Source organism: Paenarthrobacter sp. NPDC057355 (genome assembly GCF_042667405.1).
Classification (GTDB): domain Bacteria; phylum Actinomycetota; class Actinomycetes; order Actinomycetales; family Micrococcaceae; genus Arthrobacter.
The window spans coordinates 34629-60651 of record NZ_JBHVAL010000007.1 but is presented as its reverse complement, the minus strand read 5'-3'; the positions used below and the strand labels follow the sequence as shown (position 1 = coordinate 60651).

Genomic DNA, 26023 nt, shown 5'->3' with positions numbered 1-26023 from the left:
CGGAACCATGCACATGACTGATCTTCGTAATGCCTGGACAGGCGCCTCAGCCCTTTTGTTCGACCTCGACGGCGTGCTGACGCCCACTGCAGTGGTGCACGAGCATGCCTGGCAGGAACTGTTCGACGGTTACCTGGATGGAATCGGACACAAGGAGGGCTACCAGGAAAGCGACTACTTCGACCACATCGACGGCAAACCGCGCTTCGATGGTGTCCGGGACTTCCTGGCCTCCCGCGGCATTACCCTGCCCGAAGGTCCAACCGACGACGCGCCCACGAACGAGACAGTCCAAGGCTTGGGCAACCGCAAGAACGCCATCTTCAACGAGATCGTGGACACCCGTGGCGTCGAGCCGTACGAGGGATCCGTCAAATTCATCAACGCGGCCCTGGAACGGGGACTCAAAGTGGCCGTGGTTTCCTCCTCGCGGAATGCTCCGGCTGTGTTGAAGGCTGCGGGACTTGACCACCACTTCGAGGTGGTCGTCGACGGCCAGGTGGCCGCCGCCGTCGGACTTCCCGGCAAACCGGACCCGGCAACGTATGTGTACGCAGCAGGTCTCCTGGGGCTGCCTGTGGAGGAATGCATCGTGGTGGAAGATGCTGTGTCCGGGGTGCAGGCCGGCGCGGGAGCTCCGTTTCATGCCGTGATCGGCGTGGACCGTGGTGCAGGACGGCAAACTCTGCTGGACGCAGGCGCCACGCTCGTGGTCGATGACCTTTACGAACTTCTCTGACCCTACTTTTTCGAAGGATTTCAACTGCCCATGGCACTCATCAGCTCCGATCGGCTGCGTTTCCCCTGCGAGCCCTGGAAGCTTGTGGAAAACATTCACGTTCCCGGTGACGAGGGAACTTTGGAAACGCTGTTTGCGCTTGGCAACGGCCATCTTGGCATCCGTGGTTCGCATTCCACGGCCGGAGACGGGGAACTTCCCGGCACGTTCATCAATGGTTTCCATGAGATCTGGGACATCAAGCACGCCGAGAATGCGTACGGCTTTGCCCGGACGGGGCAGCGGATTGTGTACGTTCCGGATGCCAACAACTTCACGGTTTCCATCGACGGTGAAGCCCTGAGCCTGGCCGAGTCCACGGTTCTGGACTACCAGCGCAGCGTGGACTTCTCCACAGGCGTGTATGAGGAGCGCATTGTGTGGTCCTGCCGGTCCGGCGCTACGGTCACCACCTTGGAGCGCCGCGCCGTCGGGTTCGATTCCCGTGGATGTCTTGGCCTGGAACTGTCACTGTCCGCGGACCGTGACGTGTCCGCAGACATCACCTCCGGCGTCGTGAACCGTCAGGACCAGCCTGTTGAGGACCATTCGGTCCACGATCCCCGACGCTCGGGCCGGCACGCAGGCCGTGTACTGCTGCCACTGCACCTGCACGGCGCCGATGGTTCGCTGCGCCTTGCCTGGGAGACCTCCGAGTCCCGCCAGCGCGTAGCCATGGCTGTGGACCACTGGATTTCCGCGGAGGGCCAGCCCTTCGAAACGCTGGTGGCGGAGGACGAATCATCCGTCCGTTACGTTTTGGCCATCCACGACGGCGACACTTTCCGTCTCGAGAAGTCGGTCAGTTACGTTGTGGCCGGCTCTTCTGACGCGGAAGACCGAGGCGAGAGCCTGGCGGCGGACGCCGAAGCCAACCTCGTGCCGTTCTCCGAGGTCCTTGCCCAGAGCAAAGCGCACTACGACGAATACTGGACCACGGCGGATGTCTCCATCGGCGGCCAGCCGGAGATGCAGCAAGCCGTGCGTTGGGGCTTGTTCCAGTTGGCGCAGGCTACTGCCCGTGCCGGCGTGGCTGGTATCCCGGCCAAGGGGGTTAGTGGTTCCGGCTACGAAGGCCACTATTTCTGGGACCAGGAGGTCTACCTCCTGCCTTACCTGACATACACCAACCCGTGCGGTGCCAGGAAGGTCCTCGAATCACGGCATGCGATGCTGCCGGATGCCCGCGTCCGCGCCAAGGAGCTGAGCGTGGACGGTGCCCTGTTCCCGTGGCGCACCATCAACGGCCTGGAAGCCAGCGCCTACTACGCGGCGGGAACGGCCCAGTTCCACATCGCAGCGGCCATCGCCTTTGCTGCCAACCGCTACCAGTGGGCAAGCGGCGATGAGACGTTCAGCGCGGAGCTGGGTGCAGACCTTTTAATCGAGACGGCGCGCATGTGGGCTTCGCTGGGCTTCTTCGGCAAGGACGGCATGTTCCACATCCATGGCGTCACCGGGCCGGACGAGTACACGGCGGTGGTCAACGACAACCTCTACACCAACGTCATGGCGCGCTTTAACCTCCGGGCCGCGGCCGCACTGGAGCATGAGGGCATCGCCGAAACCGAGCGCATGGTCTGGAGGCAGGCCGCCGAAAGGATGTCGCTGCCCTACGATCCGCATCTTCAGGTGTTCAGCCAGGACAACGACTTCATGACGTTGGAGCCCTGGGACTGGAACACGCCAAAGTCGAAGTACCCGCTGTTGTTGAACTTCCACCCGTTGGTGATCTACCGGCACCAGGTCCTCAAGCAGGCCGACACGGTGCTGGCCATGTTCCTTCAGTGGCAGGATTTCAGCTCCGAGGAGAAGCAGCGCGCGTTCGACTTCTACGATCCCATCACCACCGGCGACTCCACTCTTTCCGCGTGCGTCCAGGGAATCATGGCAGCCGAAGTTGGGTACGGCGACGTCGCACTGAAGCACTTCACCGAGGCATTGTTCATTGACCTCGACAACTCGCACGGCAACACCATAGATGGCGTCCACATTGCTTCCACCGGCGGTATCTGGAGCTCCCTGGTCTGCGGTTTCGCCGGCATGCGGGACCAGGGCGAGGTGCTGCGCTTTGATCCTCGACTGCCCGCTGAGTGGGAAGGGCTGTCCTTCAGGCTCAAGGTCCAGGGGCGCTTGCTCGCCGTGGACCTGGCACAGGGGTCCATCGCGCTTACCCTTGTGGACGGTCCCGGTTACACTGACCAGCCGCTGCAGGTGAAGGTGCGGGACCATGACGTCACCGTCGGTGCCGAGACCGTTACGGTGTCGCTGGACGATGTTCCGGTTCCGCCGCCGTCGATCTTCCCCAGCGTCTTCCCGACGGCGGGACTTCCGATCATTCGGTAGCCGCCAGGGGCTACGCGGCCCCCTGGCGGGAGGCGTCCGTCGCCGGCGCATCCTTGCCCGGCGTAGGCATGCGGTCTTCCTTGGTTCGACGCCGGTCCAATTCGCTGTTGATCAGTTCCAGGAGCGCTTGGGCCGGCTCGGACAGGTGGTGGGTGTCAGGGGAGCCCAGCTGGTCGCAATGGAGGAGCACGTGACGGATCCGCTCGAGTTCGCGGGAAGGCACCAAAGGCCAGCGGTGAAACAGTTGCCTGACCGCTATCGCCCCCAGCAGGGCGTCGGGTTTGTTGGCTGCGCTGTGGGTTCCGTGCGGGGTTGCTGCTGCTCTTCGTCGAGCCATAGAAGCCGCGGAAGCCGCTGCACCGTGGGTTTGCAGAATGTTGGCTTTGAGGGGATTGGGGGCCATCAGGACCTCCCTGTTCGAAGCGAAGGTAGCCGGCTGCCTGACTTAAATGTAGCTTACTGAATGTGAGTTATGTCATGTCAATCATTACGGCGGGCAGCTGACTCCCGGATGACCGAAGGTCCGGTAAATGAGCTAATTGGAGGCAAGCAGCCCGTTGTGGGCAACGGCTGCTCACTGCCGGATTGCTAGTCTTGACTCATGACCCGTCGCCTCGCTGCCCTTACTGCCGTTCCTCTGCTGCTGCTGCTCGTTGGATGTGGAGCGGTGGAGGAAGCGGCTACGAACGCAGCCAGTGATGCCGCCTCAAAGGTGGCCACTGCCGCCGCCGACGAAGTAACCAAGCAGGTTTGCGCTGCGGTCCAGGACGGCGTGGTCAGCGTTCAAGACAAGCAACTGCTCGCCGGACTGGTCTCGGCCGCCAGTTCTGCCGGTGTCCCTGCGGAGATTACGACGCCGTTGAACCAGATCGCGGAGGCAGGAGACGACGTGCCGGCCGAATCCGTTAAGGCACTCAAGGACGCCTGCGCGCCGTAGCGGTCGGTCCTACCTGTCAGGCGCCGAATCGTCTACAGGAGATACTTTGGCGCGCGCGAGACGGCGGCGTTCGGTTTGAGCCGTCCCTGCCTTGGAGCTGTGGCGGAGACTGGGCGTGTCTAGATCGCCGCAGCCGGAAATGGAAGCCCTTCGCCGTCGAAACCCGGAGTTCGTGCATATCCCGGTAGGGGTGGGGCTGTGGATTGGTAGTCGTGCCCGGTGGGGGTTTGGAGTGTGAGGGTGTGGCGGGTTCCGGTGGTGGGTTGGCCGGGAGTGGTGGTCCAGCCGGGGTTTTCTTTGCTGTGGTTGCAGGCTTCGCAAAGCCCGGCGCCGTTTTCCAGGGTGGTGGGCCCGCCCTGGTGCCAAGGGATGATGTGATCGGTGTGGCGGATGGGCGCGTCGCAGTAAGGGGTCCGGCAGGTGTGGTCGCGGGTTTCGATGAAGCGTCTGAGCCTCGGTGGGAAGAGTCTGGCTTTGGAGTCGGTGCTGATCAGGTCCCCCGTGGCCGGGGCGGTGTAGAGCCGGCGCAGCCACAGACTGTACTCAGAGTCCACGGCGGGCTTTTCTCCTCCTGAGGTGGCCTGGACGGGGTTCGTCAGTTCCCTTGCCCACTGGGCCGGGACGATGCCATAGCCCTGGAGCCGGGCCGGTTCACTGTCGCCCTGGAACAGCGTACGGTCGGTCATGACGAGCTGAATCTCAACCCCGTTGATCCCGCCGGGCTTGCCCGTGAGGCGTTCAACCAGGGTGTCGGCCATGACCTGGCCACGGGAACGTTCCACGGCACCGGGCCGCGCCCGGGCCGTGTCCGCAGCCTTGGACAAGGCCGCAAAAACCGCCACGCCTTGGGCCACCGGAAGCAGCGCGGTCAGGACGGTCATGGTGTCGGGGGCAGGCCGCAGGCTCACCGTCCGGTCGGCAACGGCCCGGCCCGCGCGTTGGGCGACTGTCCGCGGATCCCTACGGTACGCGGCAGCCCTCGCGGCGGCGACAATGACCTTATCCCCGGCTCCCTCAAACGTCCCGGTGTCAGCTGCCAGTTCGGCATCTACGCCGGCACGGTCCTCCACCGAAAGGCACGCTGTCTCGCGCGCCAGCAACGTGGCCCGCCACTCACTCAACTGACCCGACTCCAGGGCAGCCATGGTGTGCGGCATCTCCGCCACCAACGCCTTGGCCAATCCGAACAGCCGGGCTCCGCGGTTCGGGGACTCCCGCCGCGCCAACGCCACCTCAGCCCCAACGCCCCGGCCCTGCTCCGCCACGGGAACACCCAGCGCGGCCTCACAGGCGCGCTGGGCCGTATCAAAAGCAACAGCAACCCTGGCCTGCAACCCACAGATAGCAGACTTTAAAGCCTCCAACTCTCGAAGTTGAGCTATCAGCTCCCCGGTATCGGCGCTCAAGGGAAACGAGCCGATGGCAACGATGCAATCAGCTATGCCAGACAAGGGCGCGGCAGTTCCTTTCGCCTCCCCGACGTGTATCTGCTTCATGACCATCTGCTCCATGCCCCGACTCTTCCAGCCGGCAACAGGCGCCATAAGGCCCAACCGGCCCTATGTGGAAAACCCCGCTACCGCCCGGCCAGCACGGCAACCAACCACACCTCGGGCCGCAGACCGAAGCCGGAGAAACCGAAGGCCTTCAGCGGCGCCGGATGCCTCCGCAATAGGCGTCCCGCCAAAGACGCCGACGCCGATCATCGAACCAACGATGCAGACAACCAGGCTGGCCGTCACAGTGATTTGCCGCCTGAAATCGGGTCTTCCGGTTGCTATGTGCTGAGCCTCTTTCCGTACGGGATGTGCGGTTTCATGCATTCACGGGGTCCGTGACTTAGTATCAGATTGCTAGTGAAGCGAGCTTTACGCTTATCGAAGGAACATCGGATGGACACGGAAGGCCACGCAAGGGGCTATTGGTACGGAAAAGACCCTGGTCAGAAGGCCATCGCCATCGATGTCCTGAACGCATTGAGGGACTATCGGGCCTCCGAACAAGCGATGCGCCGGCGGACTCGTTCCTCTATGGGGATGGGCGAGAAAGACTTGCTGGCACTGCGATACCTGTTTGAGGCTGAAGCTGCGGGCAAGGTAATGAAGCCGAAGGACCTTGGGGACAAGCTCGGGATAACGTCGGCATCCATGACCACATTGATCGACCGTTTGGTGGAGTCGGGCCATATCCTGCGGGAGCCGCACCCCACGGATCGCCGCGCGCTGATCCTGAAGGCAACGCCCGGGTCGGACCAGGAAGTGCGCCACACCTTGGGCGGGATGCACCGCAGGATGCTGGACGCAGCATCTGCGCTGAGCCCCGACGAGTCCCGCGTAGTAGTGGACTTCCTATTGCACATGCGCGAGGCGATGGACACCATCGACGAGGACCCCGAGGAGCCGGCCGGCTCATGACGTGAGGCTCCAGTGCAGGATGAAGATGAGCGTCACGAGGAATCCTGAGCCGTAGTTGAGCCAGATGAACCGCCGCCATGCCGTGTTGGTGCGTGCCGCCGTCGTGTCCGTCACGTTCCAGTACGGCGCGCAGTTGACGATGTACGGGACGGCGATGATCGCCGCGAGCGGCCCGGGCCACGGCGTCGCCAGCATGGCCAGGCCGGCTACCAGCCACAGCACGACGGCGAGGCGCACCGTCCGGCGGGCACCGATGACTGTCGCTATGGAGCCGATGCCGGCCTGCCGGTCCGGTTCGATGTCCTGGACGGCGCCGAAGGCATGGGCGGCCATTCCCCAGAGGAAGAATGCGGCCAGCAGGATGACGAGTCCGGGCGTCACGTCGGCGCCGGCGATTGCAAGGCCGACGACGGCGGGACTCACGAAGTGCGTACTGGACGTTATCGAGTCCAAGACCGGGCGTTCCTTGAAGCGGAGTCCTGCGGCGGAGTAGGCCACCACCGCGAACGCGCTCACCAGCAAGGGCAGCCACGACGCCGGACCTCCTGCGAGCGCCAGTACCACCAGGAACGGAATGTTGGTGATCGCGGCGAGCCACAGCATGGGCCGGTGGAGCCTTGGCTGGAGGAGGGCGCCTTCGATGCCGCCTTTGCGTGGGTTTTTCAGGTCCGATTCGTAGTCGAAGACGTCGTTGATCCCGTACATGGCCAGGTTGTACGGGATCAGGAAGTAGATCGTTCCCACCACCAGGACCCAGTCGATCCCGCGGGTGGTCAGCAGCATGGCCGCAGCGAACGGGTAGGCGGTGTTGATCCAGCTGACGGGACGGGAGGCCAACAGCGCCTGGGGGATGAGGCCCTTGAGCCGGGACGACTTTCCCAGCGTCGCGTCGCCGTTGCGCTCGTGTCGTCGTGTCAGCCACATCCACAGGCCGGGGAGCGCCACTGCGCCGGCCAACGGATAGGCGAAGTCCTCGATGGGTGCCAGGCCAACGGTGAGGCCCAGGAGGTGGGAGGTGTCGTAGTGGAAGAGCTCCATGCCGATCATGACTGAGTCGAACACTGCGGTCAGGACAGCGAGGGCAGCGAAGGCAACCCCGACGGCTTGCCAATGCCGCCGGGACTCACGGGTGCGGGACCCCTGCCGGGCAAAAGCCACCCCGGCTACCGCTGCCATGGCCACGAAGATGAGTGCGAGCCAAAGATAGGTCATGCGTTCTCACGCTCCCTCTCGCGACGCTTCCCGGGCACCCGGGACAAGAACCGCCGGGCGCCGGTGTAGAGGACCATGGTGCACAGGGTCAGGAACAGCAGGAACACTGGTTCCTCGATGGGCAGCTCCGGCGCGAGCAGGATGCCCGTGGCGATGTTCCCTTCCCCACGGAGGAAGATCCCCAGCCCGATGCCGGCCGCGTCCCAGCAAAGGAAAAACAACAGCCCGACGGCGGTCACGATCGCCGCTGCTTTTGCGTCCTGCCAGAAAAACAGGCGGAATCTGTGGTCAAGCAGCAGCATGCACGTGATGCCAAGCAACAACGAGACCAGGTAAAGGACACCCATCAGCCAATCCTGCTGGCTACGGGCCTCACGGTGACTGGGCCGGTGCTGTGGTCGCCGCGGATCCTTTTCAGCACCAACTCGGCACTGATCAGGCACATGGGTACGCCCACGCCCGGGGCAGTAGTGGCTCCCGCATAGTAGAGGCCCTGAACCCGCTTGGAGGCGTTCTGGGCCCGGAACATGGCGCTCTGCCCCAGGGTATGGGCTGGGCCGAGCATTCCGCCGCGCCAGGAGTTGTAATCGCGGGCGAAGTCCGCCGGTCCTGTCGTGTGTCGGACCACGATCCGCTCGCGAAGGTCGGGAATGTTGGCCCACTCGGCGATCTGGTCGATGGCGGCGTCGGCGGCACGCTCTATGAGGACATCGCCGGTTCCGTCCGGGCCACCGGCTCCCAGTGACGGATCAGCCGGGACGGGGACCAGGACAAAGAGATTCTCATGGTCCGCGGGAGCCACGGCAGAATCCGTGGCGCTGGGTTTGCAGACGTAAAGGGAAGCAGGATCAGGGATGCTGGTTTCTGCTCCGAAGATGGAAGCGAAGTTCGCTTCCCAGTCCCGGGTGAAGAACAACGAATGGTGGGGCAGCTCCGGGAGTTTGCCTTTGACTCCCAGCATCACCAGGACGGCGCCGGGCCCGCTGGTACGCCGCTGCCACCACGAGGCCGGGTAGCTGCGGTCCCGTACACCCAGCAGCTTGGTTTCGGTGTGATGCAGGTCAGCACCTGAGACCACCAGATCCGCCACAATGTAGTGCTCGTTGCCCGAGGCGTCGCGCCACGTCACGCCCGTCACCTCGCGGCTGTCTTTGCCGGTCAAGGCGGCTGGAAGTTTTACGCCGTCAAAGCGACCTACCTTTTTGGTCCTTGTGGTTTCGCGCGTGGTGATCTTGAGGGCTTCGGCTCCGGTGTGGATGCGGACCCCGGCGTCCACGGCTAGGGCTTCAAGCCGGGTCACCAGCTCCCGGAATCCGCCCATGGGGTATTGCACACCGTCCCCAAGGTCCAGTGCGCTCATAAGGTGGTACATCGCGGGAGCGTCGGAGGGGCTGGTACCAAGGAACACCGCCGGGTAGCCCAGGACCTGCCGGAGGACCGGATGTTGGAAGCGCCGGGCCACGTACTTGTCCAGGGGAGTCAGGAGTAGCTGCGCCAGCTTGGGCAAGCTCCGGAGCACCTCGGGCTGGAGCAGGGCCTGGAGCTTGGTGAAGGGGTTGTAGAGGAAATAGCGCTCGGCCATCTCTGTGGTGTGCCTTGCCGATGCCAGGTACGTGGCCAGCTCCTTGGCGCTTCCGGGCTCCAATTTTTCGAACGTCTCCAAAACCTGCTCGCTGCCCAAGGGGACGGTCAATGGCTCCGGCCGGCCGTCGTCGTCCGGTTCGCTGAAGACCCGGTACGCGGGACTCAGGGTGCGCAGGTCCAGCTGTTCGGCGGTGCTGGTGCCCAAAAGCTCGAAGAAATGGTCGAAAATGCCGGGCATGAGGTACCAGGAGGGGCCCGTATCAAAGCGGAAGCCAACGCGCTCGAGGCTGCCGGCCCGGCCGCCTACTTCGCTCCGCTGCTCCAGGAGTTGGACCTCGTGTCCTTCGTGGGCGAGCAGTGCGGCGGTGGCAAGCCCAGCGATGCCACCGCCGATTACGACTGTCCGTTTCATCGGTGCAACTCCATCCAGGTTGAGGCCACTGCCCTGGCCGCGAGGCCGGCTTTCACGGCATCCGGAACACGGACCCGTGAGCGGTAGAGCTCGTCCACGGTGGTCTGCTCGATCTTGTCTGTCAGGGCTGTGAAGAGCGAAAGTGCGCTGCGGACAGCTGCCCGGGCGTCACGCGGGAGGAGCGGGATGACGGCGTTGGCGTCGGCCAGTTGGGCCCGGATGGTGCGTACCCATTCCATGCGGTCCCGGTCCACCAGGTGCTCCGAGGTGCCCAGGTAGCTGCGGCCCAGGCGTGTGGTGTCATCGGCGAGGTCGCGGAGGAAGTTGATGTTCTGGAAAGCGGCTCCCAGGCGGCTGGCGCCGTGCTCCAGGGCCGCGGCATCGCCGTCGTCGATGTTTTCATCCCGCATGAAGACGCGTAGGCACATCAGGCCCACCACCTCGGCGGAACCGTGGACGTAACCCTGGTGGGCGTCGGCGTCGAAGCGCAGGGGACCGGCAGGGGCCGAAGTGCGCTCGCCGAGGTCGGTGCGCATCGATTCGAAGAACGGATCGATCAGGGAATCGTCTATGCGGGCTGCCCGGGCGGTCTGTGCGAACGCGTGGATGATGAGGTCGCTGCTGTAGCCAAGTTTCACGGCGCGGTGGGTTTCATCAATGAAGTGCGAAAGGGCATCGCACTGCTCCTGGTAGCTGAGGCCGGCCTCGGCGGTGACACCGTCCACGAGTTCGTCCGCGACCCGCACCAGGGCGTAGATGTTGCGCACATGCTGGCGGTGCCGCGGGCCCAGCAGTTTGCATGCCAGGCCGAAAGAGGTGGAGTAGGCCGCAATGACTTGGTTGGCGGCCCGCTCGGCAGTCCGGGTGAAATGGCTGAAAGAGGTGTCCATGGCGACGCTCATGACTGCCGTCCTTCCAGTTGCCCGGCGAGATCCAGCAAAACACGGCACACACCCGGTGGAATGGTGCTGGTGAGCAGCTCGTTGAAGGCCCGCATCTGTTCCTGAATGAGCCCGTTGACGAACGTTTCGGCCCCGCAATCGGCCAAGTGGCGGCGCACATACTCGCATTCAGCGCCATCGAGTTCGGGCCTGCCGAAGAATGGCTCAATGTCCGGCCACGACGCGGTAGTGCGGGCGTGGGCGATGATCGCTGTTTCCTTGCCCTCGCGTAGATCAGAAAAGGGGTCCTTGCCGTGCCGGCGGGGATCACCGAACGTGGACAAGAGGTCGTCTTGGAGCTGGAAAGCCAGGCCCAGATGGCGGCCGGCGGTGGCGAGCGCATTTTCGACGGCGAAATCAGCACCTGCCAGCGCTGCGGCAGCCCGCAAGGGAAGCTCAAAGGTGTAGGTGGCCGTTTTGTAGCCGCACATCACCAGGATGGTTTCAAGGCGGGGATCGATGATGCCGTCACCCAAGCCGACATCCAACTGCTCACCGGCCACCGTTTCGTTGATGGTGTGTTCCAGGAGATCCAGGAGCCGCAGTCTCAGTGCGTGGGGGAGTTCGGCCCGGGCGAACGCCTGATGGGTGGCCGCGAGGAGCATGTCGCCCATGAGGATTCCGCCTGTTTGGGCCCAGTGGAGGTCGTTGCCTTCGCGGGCACCTTCAGTGGTGTTCCGGGGAAGCGCCTGGGCCTCGGCGAGGAGGGAACCAATGAGGTTGGGATGGCCGCGCCGGACGAGGTCGCCGTCGATCACGTCGTCGTGCAGCAGGAAGGAGTAGTGGAGCATTTCGATCGCGGCTGCAATGCTGATGGCGGTTTCCCGGTGCTTCGTTGCGGGTTGCCGGAGCGCCTCGTAGCATTCCATCAGCAGCAGTGGGCGGACAAACTTTCCGCCCAGGACGTTGCGGCCCGCGAGCTCCCAGAGCCTGCTGAAGTGGGGCCCATAGGCCGTGGCCGCGCTGGCGCGTTTGCCAATAAGCCCGCTCAGCTCGTTCTCGATCGCAGTGCAGAGGTCGGTGCGGCTGCGTAGGGCGCCTGGGATGACGGTCATGCCTTGGCTCCGGTTCCTGGCTGGAGCACCCGCGACTCAAGGAGTTGCGGGAATTGAAGGCCCAACCACGGGCTGAAGACCGAGGGGCTGCGCTCCAGGGACTTGGCCAGCATCGCTGGGGACATCCAGGCCCAGTCCGCCACCTCGGCAGGGTTGGGGTCCACATCGCCGCCGATCCTGGCGACGTAGACGGGGCAGATCTCGTTCTCCACGATGCCCGAGGGGTCAATGGCCCTGTAGCGGAAGTGGGGGAGCGCCAGCTCGATCCGGTTGGCGTCCACGCCCAGTTCGAAGCGCGCACGTCGGGCCACTGCGTCCAAGGGATCTTCTCCCGGACCGGGGTGCCCGCAGAAGCTGTTGGTCCAGATTCCGGGCCAGGTCTTTTTCTCCGGCGAACGGCGGGTCAGGAGGATTTCGCCGTCGTCATTGAGGAGGTAGCAGGAGAAAGCGAGGTGGAGTGGCGTATCCCGTGTGTGTACCCCCGCCTTGGGTGCTGCGCCGATTGCCCGGCCAGCATCGTCAAGGAGGACAACCATTTCTGTCGCGTTCATACTGCGTCTTCCTCCCGGGGTGAATATTGCTAGACAAGCTAGAAGAAAGGCTACCATGTAGGAAGTTAGGTGTAACATACTCAGCATGTCCAGTCCTGAAGAAAAACCCGAGGAAACCGGCTTCCCGGTATCAGCGGACATCTATCACCTGGACGCCAACGATCCCCATCAGGAGCTGATGGACCGCTCCGGGCTCGCGGACACCGACGTCCAGCAGATCAGCGAGCTTATGGCCGCGCTTGGAAAACTTCGCGACGCCGAACAGCGCCTCGCGGAGGCTTCCCTGCGGTACATGAAACTCAACCAGTCGGACATGCGGGCCCTGCATTACCTGATTGTTTGCGCCAACCATGGGGTCATCGCCACGCCCGGTGCGATCGCTTCCCACCTGAACATTTCGACGGCGTCCACCACCAAGCTGCTGGACCGCCTGGAACGCGCCGGCCATGTCACCCGCCAATCGCACCCCTCGGACCGCCGCGCACTGGCAATTGCCATTACGCCCGAAATGCACGACGCCGCGATGCGCACGGTGGGTAAGCAGCAGGCCCGGCGCTTCCTTGCCGCTGCACGCCTGACTCCGGACGAGCGTGTGACAGTGATGCGGTTCCTTGATGACATGGCGCGGGAAATTGAGGTGGCGGACGAGGCCTGGGCGGGAAGCTGGGGGACCTAGTACAGGAAGATCGGCAGCCAATCGCGGTTGTGCGCGTGAACCAGTGCCAGGAACAGCACGAGGTCAAAAAGCAGGTGCACTGAAACCACGTAGGTGAACGACTTGGTCAGCTTGAACGTGTAGCCCTGCAGCAACGCAAAAGGGAACGTCAGCAAGGGACCCCAGGATTGATAGCCGATCTCCCATAGGAATGAGGAGAAAACCACAGCTTGCAGGAGGTTTGCCATCCAGTCCGGGAAGTGCTGGCGGAGCAGGGTGAACGTGGTGCAGATAAAGAACAGCTCGTCCCAGATCCCCACGGCATTGACACCCAGGAAGAGCCGCCAGAAGATGTCGGGATCGGAAGCGTCGGGCCAGTTTTGGTAGACGCCGGTGCTGATCAGGTAGACGGGCAGGATGAAGTAGCCCAGCGCCACAACCCCGATCAAGTACAGTTTCGCGGCAAGAGGCCACTTTCGACCGGTGTTGACGGGGAACTTGATGATGTCTTCGCGGAACAAGAAGCGCGACAGCAACCACGGCACCAGGACTGCCAGTGCGAGGGCGCCTCCCATGAGTGCCATATGTTCCGTGCTGAGGTCCGCATTAAGGGGAACCTGGCTGAAGATGAACATGCCGGCAGCTACCAACGCGAGGTGACGCATCAACAGGTGGTCGATGAAAGCGGCTGTGGCAACGCTCGCGAGCAGCAGGCCGTATCCGAGCAGCTCGTTGCCCACAGCAAAAAGCGGCACGCCGGATAATGAGAGCAGCGCCGCCGGCAACAGTTTCCAGCTGAGTGCGGTGCGGGGCGCTTCCGTTGAGATGGACGTCACCCCCTAAGCATCTCAGGGCTGGCGCCCCCGCGACACGTTTTTGCCCGCGTGTACAGGCACACCACCACAACGGCGATGGGTTCTTCTGTATCATTCGTGACAGGGCCCACAGATGGGTCGGTCGGGTAGTTGTCTGGCTTAGCCAGCGGGGGATACACATAAAGGAATGGCTGATGGCTCAAGAAGAGGGCTCTCTTTCACCTGATGGCGGGGCGGACTCCGCACGCCCTAACGGCGCAGAAGTGCCAGTATCTGCTGAGGCGACCATGCGTGAGCAGGTGAAGGACATCATTGATTCCATCCTCGCCGATGGCGAACCCCGCAGCGAGGACGCCAGGACCAGGCTCCGCGCGTTGCTCGAGACGCATCCCGATGATCCTGCGGGCGCCCTGCTGGAGCACTTGCTCGAAACCCGCAAAGGGAGTCCGTCGCCGGGAGCCGTGCCGGTTCAACTGCAGCCCTCCAGCCTCCACCTCGAATCCGCTGATGCGGCCCGGACCGTATCGGTTCCCGTGAGCCACGAAGTGCGGGAAGGCATCCAGGCGATCCTGGCCGACAAACTCCTGCTGACGGCCTTCCAGCCTGTCCATGCGCTGCCAACAGGTGATGTGGTGGGAGTTGAAGCACTCACCAGGTTCGTCGGTGAAGATGGCGCCGGTGCCGATGTGTGGTTCAGTGAAGCAGCTGCAGCAGGGTTGGGGACCGAGCTGGAGATTGCCGCCCTGCACTGCGCGCTCACGGCCGCGCATGACGTTCCCGACACTATGTCTGTTGCACTGAACCTCACCCCCGCAACTTCCAGTGACCCGAGGGTCCGGAACTTGCTTGCCGCGACGTCCCTTGCGCCGGACCGGATCATCGTTGAGCTCACCGGCAGCCTGGCAGATGTCGAAGGTCAAACCGGCAACGACGGACTGGGCCCGTTGCGTGCGCTGGGTCTGCGACTGGCCATCAGTGCCTCCGGCGCGGCGTTGGTCTCCTTGGAACGCGTCGACCGGTTGCGCCCGGACATCATCAAGCTGGACCGCCACCTCATTGAAGGTATTGAAGGCAACGAGGGGCAGAGGATCCGGGCCCGGGCCATCGTGGAACTTGCCCGGGAGATCGGCGCGGAAGTCATTGCCGTAGGCATCGAAACTGCCGAAGAGCTTGAGGAAGTCAGCGCGCTCAAAATCACCGCAGCCCAGGGATACCTTTTGGGGCGGCCGTCGGTTCACCCGCTGGACTGGTCGGCGTGGAGCATCCGCGCGCAAACGGAAGCGCAGCCTGCCGGCTAGATGTCCGCTGCGCCGCTCCCCTGAGTCTCCATCAGTCGCTGCATCTGGCCGCCGGCGTCACTCCCGGGCGCCGGCGTATAGACCACGATATGAAGGTCCGGCCGGTCCGACGGCGACACCTGGTGGTGCTCAAGCTGCAGCACTCCCACAGCGGGATGATGGAACAGCCGCTCGCGGGACTCAAAGCCAAGGATGTCGTATCGGTCCCAACTCTCCTGGAACTCCGGACTGGCTTCCTTGAGCCGTTCCACTTGGTAGGCAACATCCGGATCGCCCAGCCGTTGACCTGTTTCGGCCCGGAATTCGGCGAGGAACCTTTTGCTGGTGACATCCCAGTCCGGCAGCAGGTCCCGGACATAGGGGTCGGTGAACACCAACCACAAAAGGTTCCTGTCGGCGGCGTCGAACGTTCCAATGTTTGGATACAGCGCCTCATAGGCGCGGTTCCACCCTGCAACCCCCCAGTCCGGGGAAAGAGCGTACGAAGGGTTGGGATCAAGAGCGTCCAGCAGCCGCTGGACGTGGGCGGGGGCGTCGGCGGCGACGGGCCCTTTGGGAAGGGCAGAGGAGTATCCGCCCAACGAGAGCACGTAGCCCAGCCCTGTGTCCGAAAGGTGCAGGGCGCGTGCCACGGACTCCAGCACCTGCCTGGACGGGCTGATGTCGCGGCCTTGCTCCAGCCAGGTGTACCAGGTGACGCTGACGCCGGAGAGAAAGGCGACCTCTTCCCGTCGGAGCCCGCGCTCGCGGGAGCGTCCTACGGGCGGGAGTCCGTAGTCCGATCGCAGGGCCTGGTTCCGGCGGGTCCTCAGGTACAGCCCGAGTTCCTTGCGCCTCTCGTCTTTCACGCTGACAACACTATTACTCTGGTACTTTCACTACTAGTAGCAACACCGTCTTCCCGGGACCGGGGAAGACCAGCATGATGGTACTCATGCCTGCACTTCGCTCCAAAACAGTTACCCACGGCCGCAATATGGCCGGTGCCCGCGCATTGCTGCGCGCTTCCGGCGTCGCCAACTCCGACATCGGCAAGCCGATCATCGCCGTGGCCAACTCCTTCACCGAATTCGTCCCCGGCCACACGCACCTGGCACCCGTGGGCAGGATCGTCTCCGACGCGATCCTTGCCGCCGGCGCCGTGCCGCGTGAATTCAACACCATTGCCGTGGACGACGGCATCGCCATGGGCCACTCGGGCATGCTCTACTCGCTGCCCTCCCGCGATTTGATCGCGGACTCCGTTGAGTACATGGTCAACGCACACTGCGCCGACGCACTGGTCTGTATCTCCAACTGCGACAAGATCACCCCCGGCATGCTCATGGCCGCGTTGCGCCTGAACATCCCCGTGGTGTTCGTCTCCGGCGGGCCCATGGAAGCCGGCCGCGTAACCCTGACTGACGGCTCCGTGCGCTCCCTGGACCTGGTGAACGCGATTGCCGACGCCGTAGACGAATCCATTTCGGATGAGGACATCAACCTCATCGAAGAGAACGCCTGCCCCACGTGTGGTTCCTGCTCCGGCATGTTCACCGCCAACTCCATGAACTGCCTCGCCGAGGCCATCGGCCTGGCACTACCGGGCAACGGCTCGGTGCTGGCCACCCACACCGCCCGCAAAGCGCTCTACGAGAAGGCCGGCGCCACTATCGTTGACCTCGTCAAGCGCTATTACGACGGCGACGACGACTCCGTACTGCCGCGCAACATCGCCACTGCCGAGGCCTTCGACAACGCCATGGCGCTGGACATCTCGATGGGTGGCTCCACCAACACCATCCTGCACCTGCTGGCAGCTGCGCAGGAGGCAGGCGTGGACTACGGCCTGGCCGAGATGGACGCCAAGTCCCGCCAGGTTCCCTGCCTGGCCAAGGTCGCTCCGAACGTCGCCGGAAACAAGACGTACTACATGGAGGACGTGCACCGCGCCGGCGGCATCCCCGCACTGCTCGGCGAGCTGAACCGCGGCGGCCTCCTGCACAAGAACGTCCACTCGGTGCACTCCAGCGACCTCGACGGCTGGTTGGATGACTGGGACATCCGCGGCGGCAAGGCCACCGAGGAAGCGCAGGCCCTGTGGCACGCCGCTCCCGGTGGCGTCCGTTCCTCCACGGCTTTCTCGCAGTCGAACGAGTGGACCTCATTGGACACTGATGCCGAGGGTGGTTGCATCCGCTCCGTGGAGCACGCCTTCTCCAAGGACGGCGGCCTTGCCGTGCTGCGCGGCAACATCGCCGTGGACGGTGCCGTGGTGAAGACCGCAGGCGTGGACGAGTCCATCTGGAAGTTCGAAGGCCCCGCCATCGTGTGCGAGTCGCAGGACGAGGCCGTGGAGATGATCCTGAACAAGACTGTCAAGGAAGGCGACGTGGTGGTCATCCGGTACGAAGGCCCCCGTGGTGGTCCCGGCATGCAGGAAATGCTCTACCCGACCTCCTTCCTCAAGGGCCGTGGCCTGGGCAAGAAGTGCGCCCTGATTACGGACGGCCGCTTCTCCGGGGGTACCTCCGGCCTGTCGATCGGTCACATCTCACCGGAGGCTGCCTCCGGTGGCGAGATCGCCCTCGTCGAGAACGGCGACATCATCAGCATCGACATCACCCAGCGCTCGCTGGAGTTGAAGGTCTCCGAGGACATCCTGGCCGAGCGCCGCGAGAAGCTCTTGGTCAACGGCGGATACAAGCCGAAGAACCGCGACCGCCAGGTGTCCCCGGCGCTGCGTGCCTACGCTGCCATGGCGTTGTCCGCTGACAAGGGCGCCGTCCGCGATGTCTCTTTGGTGGAGAACCTTTAGCCAGTAAACCTCTAACCCCGGAGCTGCGACTCTCCTTCGGCGTAGCTGTCCAACAGCTTGCGTGCATGCTCGCCGTCGGGACCCTCCTGGGACAGGGCGGACCTCATGCCCTCAAGCTTCTCCTCTCCCGCCGGGAAGGGGGGAAGCAGGGGGATGTTGGGGTCCGTCCTGACTTCCAGGACCACTGGCCGGTCAGCGGAAAGGGCGTAGTCCCACGCCTCGCCGAGCTTGCTTGGATCTTCGACGCGTATTCCGGCCAGGCCCAGCAGCTCGCCGTACGCGGCGAAGGGGAAGTCCGGAAGTTCCTGGCTGGCGGGGAAGCGCGGTTCGGCCTCGGTTTCGCGCTGCTCCCAGGAGACCTCGGCCAAATCGCGGTTGTTGAACACGCACACCACGAACCGTGGATCCGCCCAGCTCCTCCAGCGATGCGCCACAGTGATCAGCTCGGCCACTCCCAGCATCTGCATGCCTCCGTCCCCTGCCAGCGCCACCAGGGGCCGGTCGGGGTGCGCGAGCTTGGCCGCCAGCCCGTACGGAATCGCGCAGCCCATGCTGGCGAGCGTTCCGCTGAGGTGACGGGGACTCCCTGCGGGAGGATCAATTGGCGCGCGTACCAGTAAACGCAACTGCCGACGTCGATACTCAACTGGGCATTGTCGGGGAGCCTTCCGCTGAGCTCGCGGACCACCAACTCCGGATTTACCGGCTCGGCAGGAAGGTTGGCGCGTTCCTCTGAAAGGTGCCGCCACGCGCTGACCTGGGTTTCGACGTCGGAACGCCACTGGGCGCGCTGGCTTTCCTTCTCCTGTTGTTTGGCGTCGAGACGGACCGAGAGCTGCCGCAGGGTTTCCCCGGCGTCGCCCACCAGGCCAAGCTCCACCGGGTAGCGGTTGGCGATCTTGCGGCCATCGATGTCGATCTGGACCGCCCTGGCCTGTCCCGGCTTGGGGTAGAACTCGGTCCACGGGTCGTTGGAGCCGACGATCAGCAGGGTGTCGCAGTTCTCCAGATGGTATGCGCTGGCGGTTGTGCCGAGGTGGCCCATGGTTCCGGTGGCGAAGGGGAGGGTTTCGTTCACATAGGGTTTGCCGAGCAGGCTGGTGGTGATGCCGGCGTTGAGTTTTTCGGCCAGCTGAACCACTTCCTCCCGGGCCTTCCTGGCGCCCTGGCCAACGAAGAGTGCAATCCGCTCACCTTGGGACAGGATTTCGACGGCGGCATCCAGTTCTTCGTCGCGGGGCATCACGCGGGCCGGGTGCCAGATGGGGGCTGTCACCACAATGCCGTGATCGGGCTCGAGCTCCGGTGCCTCGGCGGTCTGCAGATCGTGCGGGACGATGACTACGCAAGGCGTGCGGGTTTCGAGGGCAGTGCGGAAGGCCCGGTCGATCAGCATGGGAACCTGCTCCGGGGAACTGGCCAGCTGCGCGAACTGGGCGGCAACATCCTTGAAGAGCGTGAGCAGGTCGATTTCCTGCATGTAGGCCGAACCCAGCACGGTCCGGCTCTGTTGCCCGATGATCGCGACTACTGGAACGCCGTCCATTTTCGCGTCGTAGAGTCCGTTGAGCAGGTGGACCGCGCCAGGGCCCTGGGTGGAAGTGACCACGCCAACGCCGCCGGTGTACTTCCCGTGGCCCACGGCCATGAATGCTGCGGCTTCCTCGTGCCGGGCCTGGACGAACTCCACCTCGCCTTCGGTGCGGCGGAGGGCACCCATGAAGCCATTGATGCCATCGCCGCTGTAGCCGAACACCCTGTCAACGTCCCATGCCTTGAGCCGTTCCACGATCAGATCCGAAACTGTTCGCTGAGTCATGAACCCATAGTAAGCATACTGATGGATCTCGCGGCAGGGCGCGGCAGGGCGGCACAGGACGCTCAGGCGTACACGAACTCCAGGAGCTGCACGATGGAGGCACATTCCCGGGGTGGGTCTTTCGTCAGCCACGCGGCGTACACGGGGAGCGTTGGAGCGTCCCTGACCGGGCGATAAACGACGCCGCGCCGGCGGTATTGGTGGGCCGTGGACTCTGCCGTGATCCCGCGGGCGGAACCGCTGCCGATGACGGTCAACCAATCGTCGATGTCACTGATGGGAATCACCTCCTGTGGTCGCCCACCCTCCGGCCAGAGCTCCACAGTGGTGCTTCCGGTGCGCAGGTCCATCGCCACGGGCAGTTCGGCAATTTGGGCCAGGCTGACGCTCCGCCGCGAGGCCAGGGGGTCGTCCGCGGACATGGCGCAGTAGCGCTTTTCCGTACCGATCCGGACATGTTCGACGCCGGTCGCTCCCGGAAGGCGACGAAGGATGGCAAGGTCTGTGGTTCCGTCCAGCAGCCCACCGCTGGGTGTGTTGGAACGGACCAGTTGCAACTCGGTAGTGGGGAAGCGCTCCCTCCAGTTGCGCTGGAACGCGGTGGTGTGTTCTCCGAGCGCTGACCAGGCGTAGCCGATCCGTACCCGTCCGGCGTCTCCCCGGGCTTCGCGTTCAAGGTCCGACAACAGTGCCAGGATCCGCCGGGCCTTTGCGACCGTGCGCTCACCGGCGGGGCTCAGCTTGACCATGCGCGTTGTCCGCTCCAGCAGCGTTGCCCCGAGGGCCTGCTCGAGGGCTGCGATATTGCGGGAAACGGCTGCCTGCGACATTCCCAGTGCGATCGCGGCGTCCGTAAACGTCCCCTCATCAACTACTGATGCCAAGCAACGCAGCTGCCGCAATTCCACATCCATGGAGTCCATCCTATTCATGCATTTTCCGTATAAATAGGTTCATTCATGCATTTAGCGAATGATTCTTTTCGGCGCACACTCTCACCATGAACAGAAGTGCAGCGGCGGGCGGAACCGCCACTTTGGTGGCCAGTGCTCTCTCCAACCAACTCGGAGCGGCGACCGGATCCCTTGCGTTTCCCGTGATGGGGCCGGTGGGCGTGGTGGCAGTCCGCCAGCTCGTGGCTGCGGCAGTACTGCTCCCGACCGTGCGACCCAAGCTGCGCGAGCTGAGCTGGCAGCAATGGTGGCCCGTGCTCCTGCTGGCACTCTCCTTCGGAACCATGAACCTCGGACTGTATGCCTCGATCCAGCGGATTGGCCTGGGCCTTGCCGTGACCCTGGAGTTCCTGGGCCCATTGGCCGTGGCTTTGATCAGCTCAAGGCAGAAGGCAGGCGCCGTAAGCGCCGTTGCCGCAGCTGCTGGAGTAATGCTCATTACCCGCCCCGAGGCCTCCACCGACTTCGTGGGCATTGGGTTCGGCCTGATGGCGGCATGCAGTTGGGCCGCTTACATCCTCCTCAACCGGGTGGTGGGCCGTCGGATCCAAGGCATCCAGGGCACGGCTGCCGCCTCGGGAGTGTCGGCGACGCTCTTCCTGCCTGTCGCCGTCGTCGTTTTCCTGAGTCGGCCGGTGGATGCCTTGGCGGTCCTGTGCGCGGTGGGGGCTGGCATCCTTGCCTCGGTCCTGCCCTACGTTGCGGACCTGATCGCGCTCCGGCGGGTTCCGGCGAGCCTGTTCGGCATCTTGATGAGCATCAATCCCGTCTTCGCCGCGATCATTGGTGCACTGGTCCTGGGTCAGGAGTTGGAGCTGGTGCAGTGGGCGGGGATTGCTTTGATTGTGGCCGCCAATGCCGGGGTGTTGCTGCTGGGCAGGCGGTAGGGGCTTGGCCAGGTAGGGAGATTTGGCTAGGAGGGCACGTCCCCTGAGGATCCCCGTACCTGCAACTGGGAGGGCACTTGGTGAACCCTCCCAGGCAGTTCCGGCGCGGCAAGGCGCTGCAGGATGAACTTTCCGGCCTCGACGCCGACTGCCAGGTTGCCGTTGTCCACAGATGTCAGGGAGAGGTGCCGGATTTTGGCCAGGTAGGTGTTGTCGTAGCCCACGAGTGAAAGGTCTTCGGGTACGGACAGGCCAAGGTCGTCGGCCGCGGACAGTGCGCCAATGCAGGCGATGTCGTTGTAGGCAAAGATCGCGGTTGGCCTGTCTTTTCCGGATAAGAGCCGGCTGGCCGCGGCGTAGGCGCTTTCCTCGCTCACGCCGCCGGACACCACCACTGGCGCGAGTCCGGCGTCGCGCATGGTCCGTTCGAACGATTCCCGCCGGATTCTGCCTACCTCGGCCGGCCCCTGCAAATGTGCGATCCTCCGGTGCCCCAGTGCAAGGAGGTGTTCGGTCGCCTGGCGTGCACCGGCGTCGTCATCATTGACGACTATATCGACGCCGGGCAGCACGGGTTCGCGGGTTCCAGCCAGGACCACCGGGATGCTCTGCGCGGCCCTCTCAATCGCGGCGGACTCCACGGTGGTACCAACCACCACCAGGCCGTCAATCCGCTGCTCCAGAAGGGTCTCCACGGAACTGCGGCCCACCCGGTTGTCGGTGTAGGAATCGGCCAGGACCGGTGAAACTCCGGCCGCATGGAGGGACGCCGTAAGCCCTTCCAGCAATTCCACGAACCACGGGTTGCGGATGTCATTGAGCATTACGCCGATGGTTCCGCTTCGAGGGCCGGACAGGCGTTGGGCCAGTCTGTTGGGCCGGTAGCCCAGGTGCTCCATGGCTTCCAGGACGGCACGACGGCGGCTCTCACTGACGTTGGCCGACCCCTGCAGGACCAGCGATACCAAGGATTTGGAGACCCCCGCAGCGCTCGCGACATCGCGGATGGTGGGCTTGTTGGGCGGTGCTTTCGGCGCGTCGGTCACTGCGTTGCTTCCTCTCTGACGTCCATGATCACGAGCGAAGGTATTGACGAAGCCCGGGGATGGCGAAGTCGAACTTGCCGTAGCCGGCGATCTCGATCAGGCCAGCGGCGATAAGCCTGTTCCTGTACTTGGACACCACATTGGGTTTGGACTTGATGATCTGTCCTACCTGGCTGGCCGTTGACGGGCCATCCTGCATCGACATTGCCTTGAGAAAGTCGCGGTCCTTGCCGGACAAATCCGACAATGCCGACTCCACCACCACTTGGATGTTTCGGCGCTCAGCTGCCGCGATCGCCGTGCCAACGGCATCATCGCTGAGTGTCCACCCTGCTTTGTCGGCTTCAATCCAGAGGTAATAGCCCACCAATTGGATCAGAAAGGGGTAGCCCGCTGTCGCCTCGGCTGCCCGTCCGAGTAGCTCATCAGGGATACTTGCACCGCCGGCGCTGAAGAGTTCGCGGTATGAGGCAGTGACTTCGTTGACTGCCGCTTCGTGGAGGTTGATCCGGTCAGCGCGCCTCAGGAAGGTGGCTACCCCCTCGTTGAGCAAGTCCGAGACGGCGGCAGGGAGTCCCGCAAAGATCAGCCCGATAGGCAGACCGTCACGGATGAAGTGCTGGACATCGGAAGCCAGCTGGGAGATTTCGGTCCGATCCACGGCATGAATTTCATCCACGGTGATCAACAGCCCAGTGCCCTTGGCGTCGAGGATGCGTAGCAGCGACTCTCCTGTTCGCCGCCAGTCCACGGCGCGCTCCGGCGGCAACTGCGTTGTGAGGCCAAAGCCTGCGGCAGAGAACGCTGTGATCTTGCGCGTGGGCGGACCGTCGCCCAGTTCATCAACGAGGCGGAGCATGTCGTCGCCGATCCTGGCCAGGAAGCCCGGGTTGGCAGTTCTGGAGATGACCGCCCAACCATGGTCGCGGGCGATATTCTCGGCCGTGGTCAGCATGACGGTCTTCCCGATGCCCCTCGACCCGGTAATGATGGTGAGCAAGCCCGGGGCGCCGGATCCCTGCTGCAGCCCATACTCGAATTCATCAAGGAGCCCGGCCCTGCCGATGAGCGCAGGAGGCGTGGCTCCAGCCGTTGGCTTGAAGGGATTCTGCATCGGATCTCCGGGGTGAAAGTAGGTGAAACTGGTGAAACTGGTGAATCCTCCAACATTCTAGCAATGCCTCCGAGTCCAGGCCTCGTGCGAAAAAGGATTGACGTCACGGGTCTTTTACCTCCATTATGGACCGGTCCAAGTAAATTCCAAAGAGTCAATGAGGATCATTCAATGAGTGCACCGAATTCGCGGCAGTTGCTCGCCGGCATGGTTGGAGGCGGTCCGGGCGCCGACATCGGCAAGACCCACCGTTACGCCATGCGGCTGGACGGCCACTACGATCTCCGGGCGGGAATCTTCGGGCGCGATGAGAGCAGTTCCCGCGCCACCGCCGTCGAACTTGGCGTTGAGCCGGACCGCAACTACCGCGACAGCCAGGAGATGGCCGAGGCCGAAGCTGCCCGCGAGGACGGCGTGGATGTGGTGGTGGTGGCGACGCCCAACGACAGCCACTTCGAGATCGCACGGACGTTCCTTGAGGCCGGGATCTCCGTGGTGTGCGAGAAGCCCCTGACCCGGGACTCTGCATCTGCGGCCGAGCTGGTCCGGGTTGCGGAGGAGAACAACGCCATCCTTGCCGTCCCGCACTGCTATTCGGCGTACGCCATGGTGCGCCAGGCTGCCCGGATGGTCCGCAATGGTGAGTTGGGCGCCATTCGTTTTGTCGACGTCGAGCATGCCTCCGGCTGGGCAGCAACACCCCTCGAGAACGAAGGCCACAAGCAGGCGAAATGGCGGACGAACCCCGACATCGCGGGTTTCCCGAGCGTCGTGGGAGACCTTGGCACCCATGCATTCCATCTTCTCCGCTACATCACGGGATTCGAAGCCGAGCGCTTGACCGGCCGCTTGCAGACGTTTGTGCCCGGACGCCGCGTCTTCGATAACGCCACCGTTGAACTCGAACTGACCGGCTCAGTTCCCGCGCGGCTGTGGGCCAGCATGGCTGCAACCGGCCATAACCACGGCCTCCGCATCCGGGTTTACGGCGAAAAGGGCAGCTTGGAATGGCAGCACGAGGACCCGCACCACCTCAAGGTCCAGGACCTCGCCGGCACCACCACCATCCTCACCCACGGCCTCAGCACCCTGCACGACGACGCGTCCCGGCTCACGCGCGTCGGCCTCGGCCACCCGGAGGGCTTCCTTGAAGCTTTCGCCAACTTCTACTCCGACCTTGCCGAAGTGCTCAGCGCCCGCCGCGACGGCACACCGCTCCCGGAGCGTGAACTGTCCCTCCCGACCGGCGTTGACGGCTTGATCGGTGTCCAGTTCGTTGAAGCAGTCGCCGCCTCGCACCATGACGACTCCGCCTGGAAAATCCCCGCCTCCTCCTACCAGAAAGCAGCACTCTGACATGCCCCGTTTCGCCCTCATCGGGGCCGGTTTTATCGGTTCCGTCCACGCCGCCAACCTTGCCGCCCACCCCGGGATCGACTTCCGCCTGGTGTACGACGTCGACCTGCCGCGTGCACAAACCCTCGCCGCCGCGCACGGCGCCACAGCCGCCACCACCCTGGAGGAGGTCTTCGACCCCGAAGCGATCGACGCCGTCTTCATCGCCTCCTCCACCGATACGCATGCCGAGCACCTTCGGCGGGCCGCCGACGTCGGAATCGCGGCGCTCTGCGAGAAGCCCATTGACTTGGACCTGGACCGCGCACGCGAGACCGCCGCCTTCGCGCAGGAGAGCGGCGTGCCCGTGATGGTGGACTTCAACCGCCGTTTCGACCGCGACTATGCCGAGCTTAAGCGCGTGGTGGACTCGGGGGAGATCGGCACAGTGGAGCTCATCCAGCTCACGTCGCGGGGCCCGTCCATGCCGCCGTTGTCCTACATCGCCGTGTCCGGCGGGCAGATGCGCGACCAAACCGTCCACTTCTTCGACCTCGCGCGTTGGCTCTCCGGCCTGGACCCGGTGGAGGTTTTCGCCACCGGCTCGGCTTTGGCGGAGCCCGGCATTGCGGAGTACGACGACGTCGACACCTCAGCGGTCACGTTGCGGCTCCCCGGAGGGGCGTTGGTCCAGATCGATTCCGTGCGCCGCACCGGCTACGGCTATGACGAACGGATCGAGATCATGGGCTCCAAGGGGATGGTGGAAGCCCGCCGTCACCGCAACGGAGCGGTGTCCCGCTACTCCGGCACATCCGTGGTGGACGACGGGCTCCACCCGGGCTGGTTCGAACGTGTGCAGCCGACGTATGCCGCGGCCCTGGCAGCTTTCGTGTCCTCGTTGGAAGGCGGGTTGTCCCCAACCCCTTCCCTTGAGGACGGCCTGAAAGCCCAAGCGATCGCCGAAGCAGCCGTGCTCTCCCTCCGTTCGGGCCGCATGGAACCCATCAAGTACTGAACCCAACTGAGTAACAGCACCTGTCGCAATGAGCACTCATAGCGACAGGTGCTGTT

Annotated in this window: 23 protein-coding genes and 1 pseudogene; 10 read left to right on the top strand and 14 right to left on the bottom strand. The window is 64.0% G+C overall.

Going from position 1 to position 26023, the window contains the following annotated elements; genetic code table 11:
- Window positions 1–7 precede the first annotated feature (7 nt).
- Window positions 8–739, top strand: a complete 732-nt coding sequence (locus ACFUOZ_RS10220; RefSeq protein WP_377547542.1) for an HAD family hydrolase — start codon at window positions 8–10, stop codon at window positions 737–739.
- Window positions 740–769: 30 nt separating this feature from the next.
- Window positions 770–3124 carry a glycoside hydrolase family 65 protein gene (locus ACFUOZ_RS10215; protein ID WP_377547540.1) on the top strand — a complete coding sequence of 785 codons (2355 nt, stop codon included), beginning with the start codon at window positions 770–772 and terminating at the stop codon, window positions 3122–3124.
- A gap of 10 nt (window positions 3125–3134) precedes the next feature.
- On the opposite strand, the gene ACFUOZ_RS10210 is transcribed toward ACFUOZ_RS10215, so the two are convergent.
- Window positions 3135–3527: a hypothetical protein gene (locus tag ACFUOZ_RS10210; RefSeq protein WP_377547537.1), complete on the bottom strand. Its 393-nt coding sequence runs from the start codon at window positions 3525–3527 to the stop codon at window positions 3135–3137.
- Between the two features lie 198 nt (window positions 3528–3725).
- On the opposite strand from ACFUOZ_RS10210, the gene ACFUOZ_RS10205 reads away from it, so the two are divergent.
- Window positions 3726–4061: a hypothetical protein gene (locus ACFUOZ_RS10205; protein WP_377547535.1), complete on the top strand. Its 336-nt coding sequence runs from the start codon at window positions 3726–3728 to the stop codon at window positions 4059–4061.
- 119 nt (window positions 4062–4180) lie between these two features.
- On the opposite strand, the gene ACFUOZ_RS10200 is transcribed toward ACFUOZ_RS10205, so the two are convergent.
- Window positions 4181–5563 (bottom strand): HNH endonuclease, encoded by a 1383-nt coding sequence (locus ACFUOZ_RS10200; protein ID WP_377547828.1) that lies wholly within the window; start codon window positions 5561–5563, stop codon window positions 4181–4183.
- Window positions 5564–5953: 390 nt separating this feature from the next.
- Here ACFUOZ_RS10200 and ACFUOZ_RS10195 point away from each other — a divergent pair, with 390 nt between their 5' ends.
- Complete coding sequence (locus tag ACFUOZ_RS10195; RefSeq protein WP_377547533.1) at window positions 5954–6475, top strand: MarR family winged helix-turn-helix transcriptional regulator; 522 nt, start codon at window positions 5954–5956, stop codon at window positions 6473–6475.
- Here ACFUOZ_RS10195 and ACFUOZ_RS10190 read toward each other — a convergent pair.
- The 6 genes from ACFUOZ_RS10190 to idi are packed head-to-tail and all read right to left on the bottom strand — an operon-like array spanning window position 6470 to window position 12230.
- On the bottom strand, window positions 6470–7687 hold the full coding sequence (locus ACFUOZ_RS10190; RefSeq protein WP_377547531.1) for a prenyltransferase: 1218 nt from the start codon (window positions 7685–7687) through the stop codon (window positions 6470–6472). The two genes, ACFUOZ_RS10195 and ACFUOZ_RS10190, sit on opposite strands and share 6 nt — an antisense overlap.
- Window positions 7684–8034: a lycopene cyclase domain-containing protein gene (locus tag ACFUOZ_RS10185; RefSeq protein ID WP_377547528.1), complete on the bottom strand. Its 351-nt coding sequence runs from the start codon at window positions 8032–8034 to the stop codon at window positions 7684–7686. Before ACFUOZ_RS10185 ends, ACFUOZ_RS10190 begins: the two co-directional genes overlap by 4 nt.
- Window positions 8034–9683: a phytoene desaturase family protein gene (gene crtI, locus ACFUOZ_RS10180; protein ID WP_377547526.1), complete on the bottom strand. Its 1650-nt coding sequence runs from the start codon at window positions 9681–9683 to the stop codon at window positions 8034–8036. Before crtI ends, ACFUOZ_RS10185 begins: the two co-directional genes overlap by 1 nt.
- Window positions 9680–10585, bottom strand: a complete 906-nt coding sequence (locus ACFUOZ_RS10175) for a phytoene/squalene synthase family protein (protein WP_377547523.1) — start codon at window positions 10583–10585, stop codon at window positions 9680–9682. Before ACFUOZ_RS10175 ends, crtI begins: the two co-directional genes overlap by 4 nt.
- A complete protein-coding gene (locus tag ACFUOZ_RS10170; RefSeq protein ID WP_377547521.1) occupies window positions 10582–11679 on the bottom strand; it encodes a polyprenyl synthetase family protein in 1098 nt (365 codons plus the stop codon). Before ACFUOZ_RS10170 ends, ACFUOZ_RS10175 begins: the two co-directional genes overlap by 4 nt.
- On the bottom strand, window positions 11676–12230 hold the full coding sequence (idi, locus tag ACFUOZ_RS10165; RefSeq protein ID WP_377547519.1) for an isopentenyl-diphosphate Delta-isomerase: 555 nt from the start codon (window positions 12228–12230) through the stop codon (window positions 11676–11678). Before idi ends, ACFUOZ_RS10170 begins: the two co-directional genes overlap by 4 nt.
- An 85-nt stretch (window positions 12231–12315) precedes the next feature.
- On the opposite strand from idi, the gene ACFUOZ_RS10160 reads away from it, so the two are divergent.
- A complete protein-coding gene (locus ACFUOZ_RS10160) occupies window positions 12316–12906 on the top strand; it encodes a MarR family winged helix-turn-helix transcriptional regulator (protein ID WP_377547516.1) in 591 nt (196 codons plus the stop codon).
- Here the strand turns inward: ACFUOZ_RS10160 and ACFUOZ_RS10155 are convergent.
- Window positions 12903–13721, bottom strand: a complete 819-nt coding sequence (locus ACFUOZ_RS10155; RefSeq protein ID WP_377547513.1) for a CPBP family intramembrane glutamic endopeptidase — start codon at window positions 13719–13721, stop codon at window positions 12903–12905. The two genes, ACFUOZ_RS10160 and ACFUOZ_RS10155, sit on opposite strands and share 4 nt — an antisense overlap.
- Window positions 13722–13894: 173 nt before the next feature.
- Here ACFUOZ_RS10155 and ACFUOZ_RS10150 point away from each other — a divergent pair, with 173 nt between their 5' ends.
- Window positions 13895–14998 carry an EAL domain-containing protein gene (locus ACFUOZ_RS10150; protein ID WP_377547511.1) on the top strand — a complete coding sequence of 368 codons (1104 nt, stop codon included), beginning with the start codon at window positions 13895–13897 and terminating at the stop codon, window positions 14996–14998.
- Here ACFUOZ_RS10150 and ACFUOZ_RS10145 read toward each other — a convergent pair.
- Window positions 14995–15846, bottom strand: a complete 852-nt coding sequence (locus tag ACFUOZ_RS10145) for a helix-turn-helix transcriptional regulator (protein ID WP_377547508.1) — start codon at window positions 15844–15846, stop codon at window positions 14995–14997. The genes ACFUOZ_RS10150 and ACFUOZ_RS10145 overlap by 4 nt on opposite strands.
- A gap of 86 nt (window positions 15847–15932) precedes the next feature.
- On the opposite strand from ACFUOZ_RS10145, the gene ilvD reads away from it, so the two are divergent.
- A complete protein-coding gene (ilvD, locus tag ACFUOZ_RS10140) occupies window positions 15933–17795 on the top strand; it encodes a dihydroxy-acid dehydratase (RefSeq protein WP_377547506.1) in 1863 nt (620 codons plus the stop codon).
- Between the two features lie 11 nt (window positions 17796–17806).
- On the opposite strand, the pseudogene ACFUOZ_RS10135 reads toward ilvD, so the two are convergent.
- Window positions 17807–19614 (bottom strand): annotated as a pseudogene (locus tag ACFUOZ_RS10135) (thiamine pyrophosphate-requiring protein).
- Window positions 19615–19676: 62 nt separating this feature from the next.
- Window positions 19677–20528: a LysR family transcriptional regulator gene (locus ACFUOZ_RS10130; protein ID WP_377547504.1), complete on the bottom strand. Its 852-nt coding sequence runs from the start codon at window positions 20526–20528 to the stop codon at window positions 19677–19679.
- 86 nt (window positions 20529–20614) lie between these two features.
- Here ACFUOZ_RS10130 and ACFUOZ_RS10125 point away from each other — a divergent pair, with 86 nt between their 5' ends.
- Window positions 20615–21454 carry a DMT family transporter gene (locus ACFUOZ_RS10125; protein WP_377547501.1) on the top strand — a complete coding sequence of 280 codons (840 nt, stop codon included), beginning with the start codon at window positions 20615–20617 and terminating at the stop codon, window positions 21452–21454.
- 26 nt (window positions 21455–21480) lie between these two features.
- Here ACFUOZ_RS10125 and ACFUOZ_RS10120 read toward each other — a convergent pair whose 3' ends face one another.
- Window positions 21481–22500: a LacI family DNA-binding transcriptional regulator gene (locus ACFUOZ_RS10120; protein ID WP_377547498.1), complete on the bottom strand. Its 1020-nt coding sequence runs from the start codon at window positions 22498–22500 to the stop codon at window positions 21481–21483.
- A gap of 28 nt (window positions 22501–22528) precedes the next feature.
- On the bottom strand, window positions 22529–23614 hold the full coding sequence (locus ACFUOZ_RS10115) for an AAA family ATPase (RefSeq protein WP_377547496.1): 1086 nt from the start codon (window positions 23612–23614) through the stop codon (window positions 22529–22531).
- Between the two features lie 171 nt (window positions 23615–23785).
- Here ACFUOZ_RS10115 and ACFUOZ_RS10110 point away from each other — a divergent pair, with 171 nt between their 5' ends.
- Window positions 23786–24970 (top strand): Gfo/Idh/MocA family protein, encoded by a 1185-nt coding sequence (locus tag ACFUOZ_RS10110; RefSeq protein WP_377547493.1) that lies wholly within the window; start codon window positions 23786–23788, stop codon window positions 24968–24970.
- Window position 24971: 1 nt separating this feature from the next.
- The gene (locus tag ACFUOZ_RS10105; protein WP_377547491.1) at window positions 24972–25967 is read left to right on the top strand and encodes a Gfo/Idh/MocA family oxidoreductase; all 996 of its coding nucleotides are present in this window, start codon (window positions 24972–24974) and stop codon (window positions 25965–25967) included.
- Window positions 25968–26023 lie beyond the last annotated feature (56 nt).

What these genes read in the sequence shown, in the direction of transcription:
- ACFUOZ_RS10220 (WP_377547542.1), top strand. Translation starts at nt 8, where the DNA reads ATGCACATGACTGATCTTCGTAATGCCTGGACAGGCGCCTCAGCCCTT.
- ACFUOZ_RS10215 (WP_377547540.1), top strand. Translation starts at nt 770, where the DNA reads ATGGCACTCATCAGCTCCGATCGGCTGCGTTTCCCCTGCGAGCCCTGG.
- ACFUOZ_RS10210 (WP_377547537.1), bottom strand. Translation starts at nt 3,527, where the DNA reads ATGGCCCCCAATCCCCTCAAAGCCAACATTCTGCAAACCCACGGTGCA.
- ACFUOZ_RS10205 (WP_377547535.1), top strand. Translation starts at nt 3,726, where the DNA reads ATGACCCGTCGCCTCGCTGCCCTTACTGCCGTTCCTCTGCTGCTGCTG.
- ACFUOZ_RS10200 (WP_377547828.1), bottom strand. Translation starts at nt 5,563, where the DNA reads ATGGTCATGAAGCAGATACACGTCGGGGAGGCGAAAGGAACTGCCGCG.
- ACFUOZ_RS10195 (WP_377547533.1), top strand. Translation starts at nt 5,954, where the DNA reads ATGGACACGGAAGGCCACGCAAGGGGCTATTGGTACGGAAAAGACCCT.
- ACFUOZ_RS10190 (WP_377547531.1), bottom strand. Translation starts at nt 7,687, where the DNA reads ATGACCTATCTTTGGCTCGCACTCATCTTCGTGGCCATGGCAGCGGTA.
- ACFUOZ_RS10185 (WP_377547528.1), bottom strand. Translation starts at nt 8,034, where the DNA reads ATGGGTGTCCTTTACCTGGTCTCGTTGTTGCTTGGCATCACGTGCATG.
- crtI (WP_377547526.1), bottom strand. Translation starts at nt 9,683, where the DNA reads ATGAAACGGACAGTCGTAATCGGCGGTGGCATCGCTGGGCTTGCCACC.
- ACFUOZ_RS10175 (WP_377547523.1), bottom strand. Translation starts at nt 10,585, where the DNA reads ATGAGCGTCGCCATGGACACCTCTTTCAGCCATTTCACCCGGACTGCC.
- ACFUOZ_RS10170 (WP_377547521.1), bottom strand. Translation starts at nt 11,679, where the DNA reads ATGACCGTCATCCCAGGCGCCCTACGCAGCCGCACCGACCTCTGCACT.
- idi (WP_377547519.1), bottom strand. Translation starts at nt 12,230, where the DNA reads ATGAACGCGACAGAAATGGTTGTCCTCCTTGACGATGCTGGCCGGGCA.
- ACFUOZ_RS10160 (WP_377547516.1), top strand. Translation starts at nt 12,316, where the DNA reads ATGTCCAGTCCTGAAGAAAAACCCGAGGAAACCGGCTTCCCGGTATCA.
- ACFUOZ_RS10150 (WP_377547511.1), top strand. Translation starts at nt 13,895, where the DNA reads ATGGCTCAAGAAGAGGGCTCTCTTTCACCTGATGGCGGGGCGGACTCC.
- ilvD (WP_377547506.1), top strand. Translation starts at nt 15,933, where the DNA reads ATGCCTGCACTTCGCTCCAAAACAGTTACCCACGGCCGCAATATGGCC.
- ACFUOZ_RS10130 (WP_377547504.1), bottom strand. Translation starts at nt 20,528, where the DNA reads ATGGATGTGGAATTGCGGCAGCTGCGTTGCTTGGCATCAGTAGTTGAT.
- ACFUOZ_RS10125 (WP_377547501.1), top strand. Translation starts at nt 20,615, where the DNA reads ATGAACAGAAGTGCAGCGGCGGGCGGAACCGCCACTTTGGTGGCCAGT.
- ACFUOZ_RS10115 (WP_377547496.1), bottom strand. Translation starts at nt 23,614, where the DNA reads ATGCAGAATCCCTTCAAGCCAACGGCTGGAGCCACGCCTCCTGCGCTC.
- ACFUOZ_RS10110 (WP_377547493.1), top strand. Translation starts at nt 23,786, where the DNA reads ATGAGTGCACCGAATTCGCGGCAGTTGCTCGCCGGCATGGTTGGAGGC.
- ACFUOZ_RS10105 (WP_377547491.1), top strand. Translation starts at nt 24,972, where the DNA reads ATGCCCCGTTTCGCCCTCATCGGGGCCGGTTTTATCGGTTCCGTCCAC.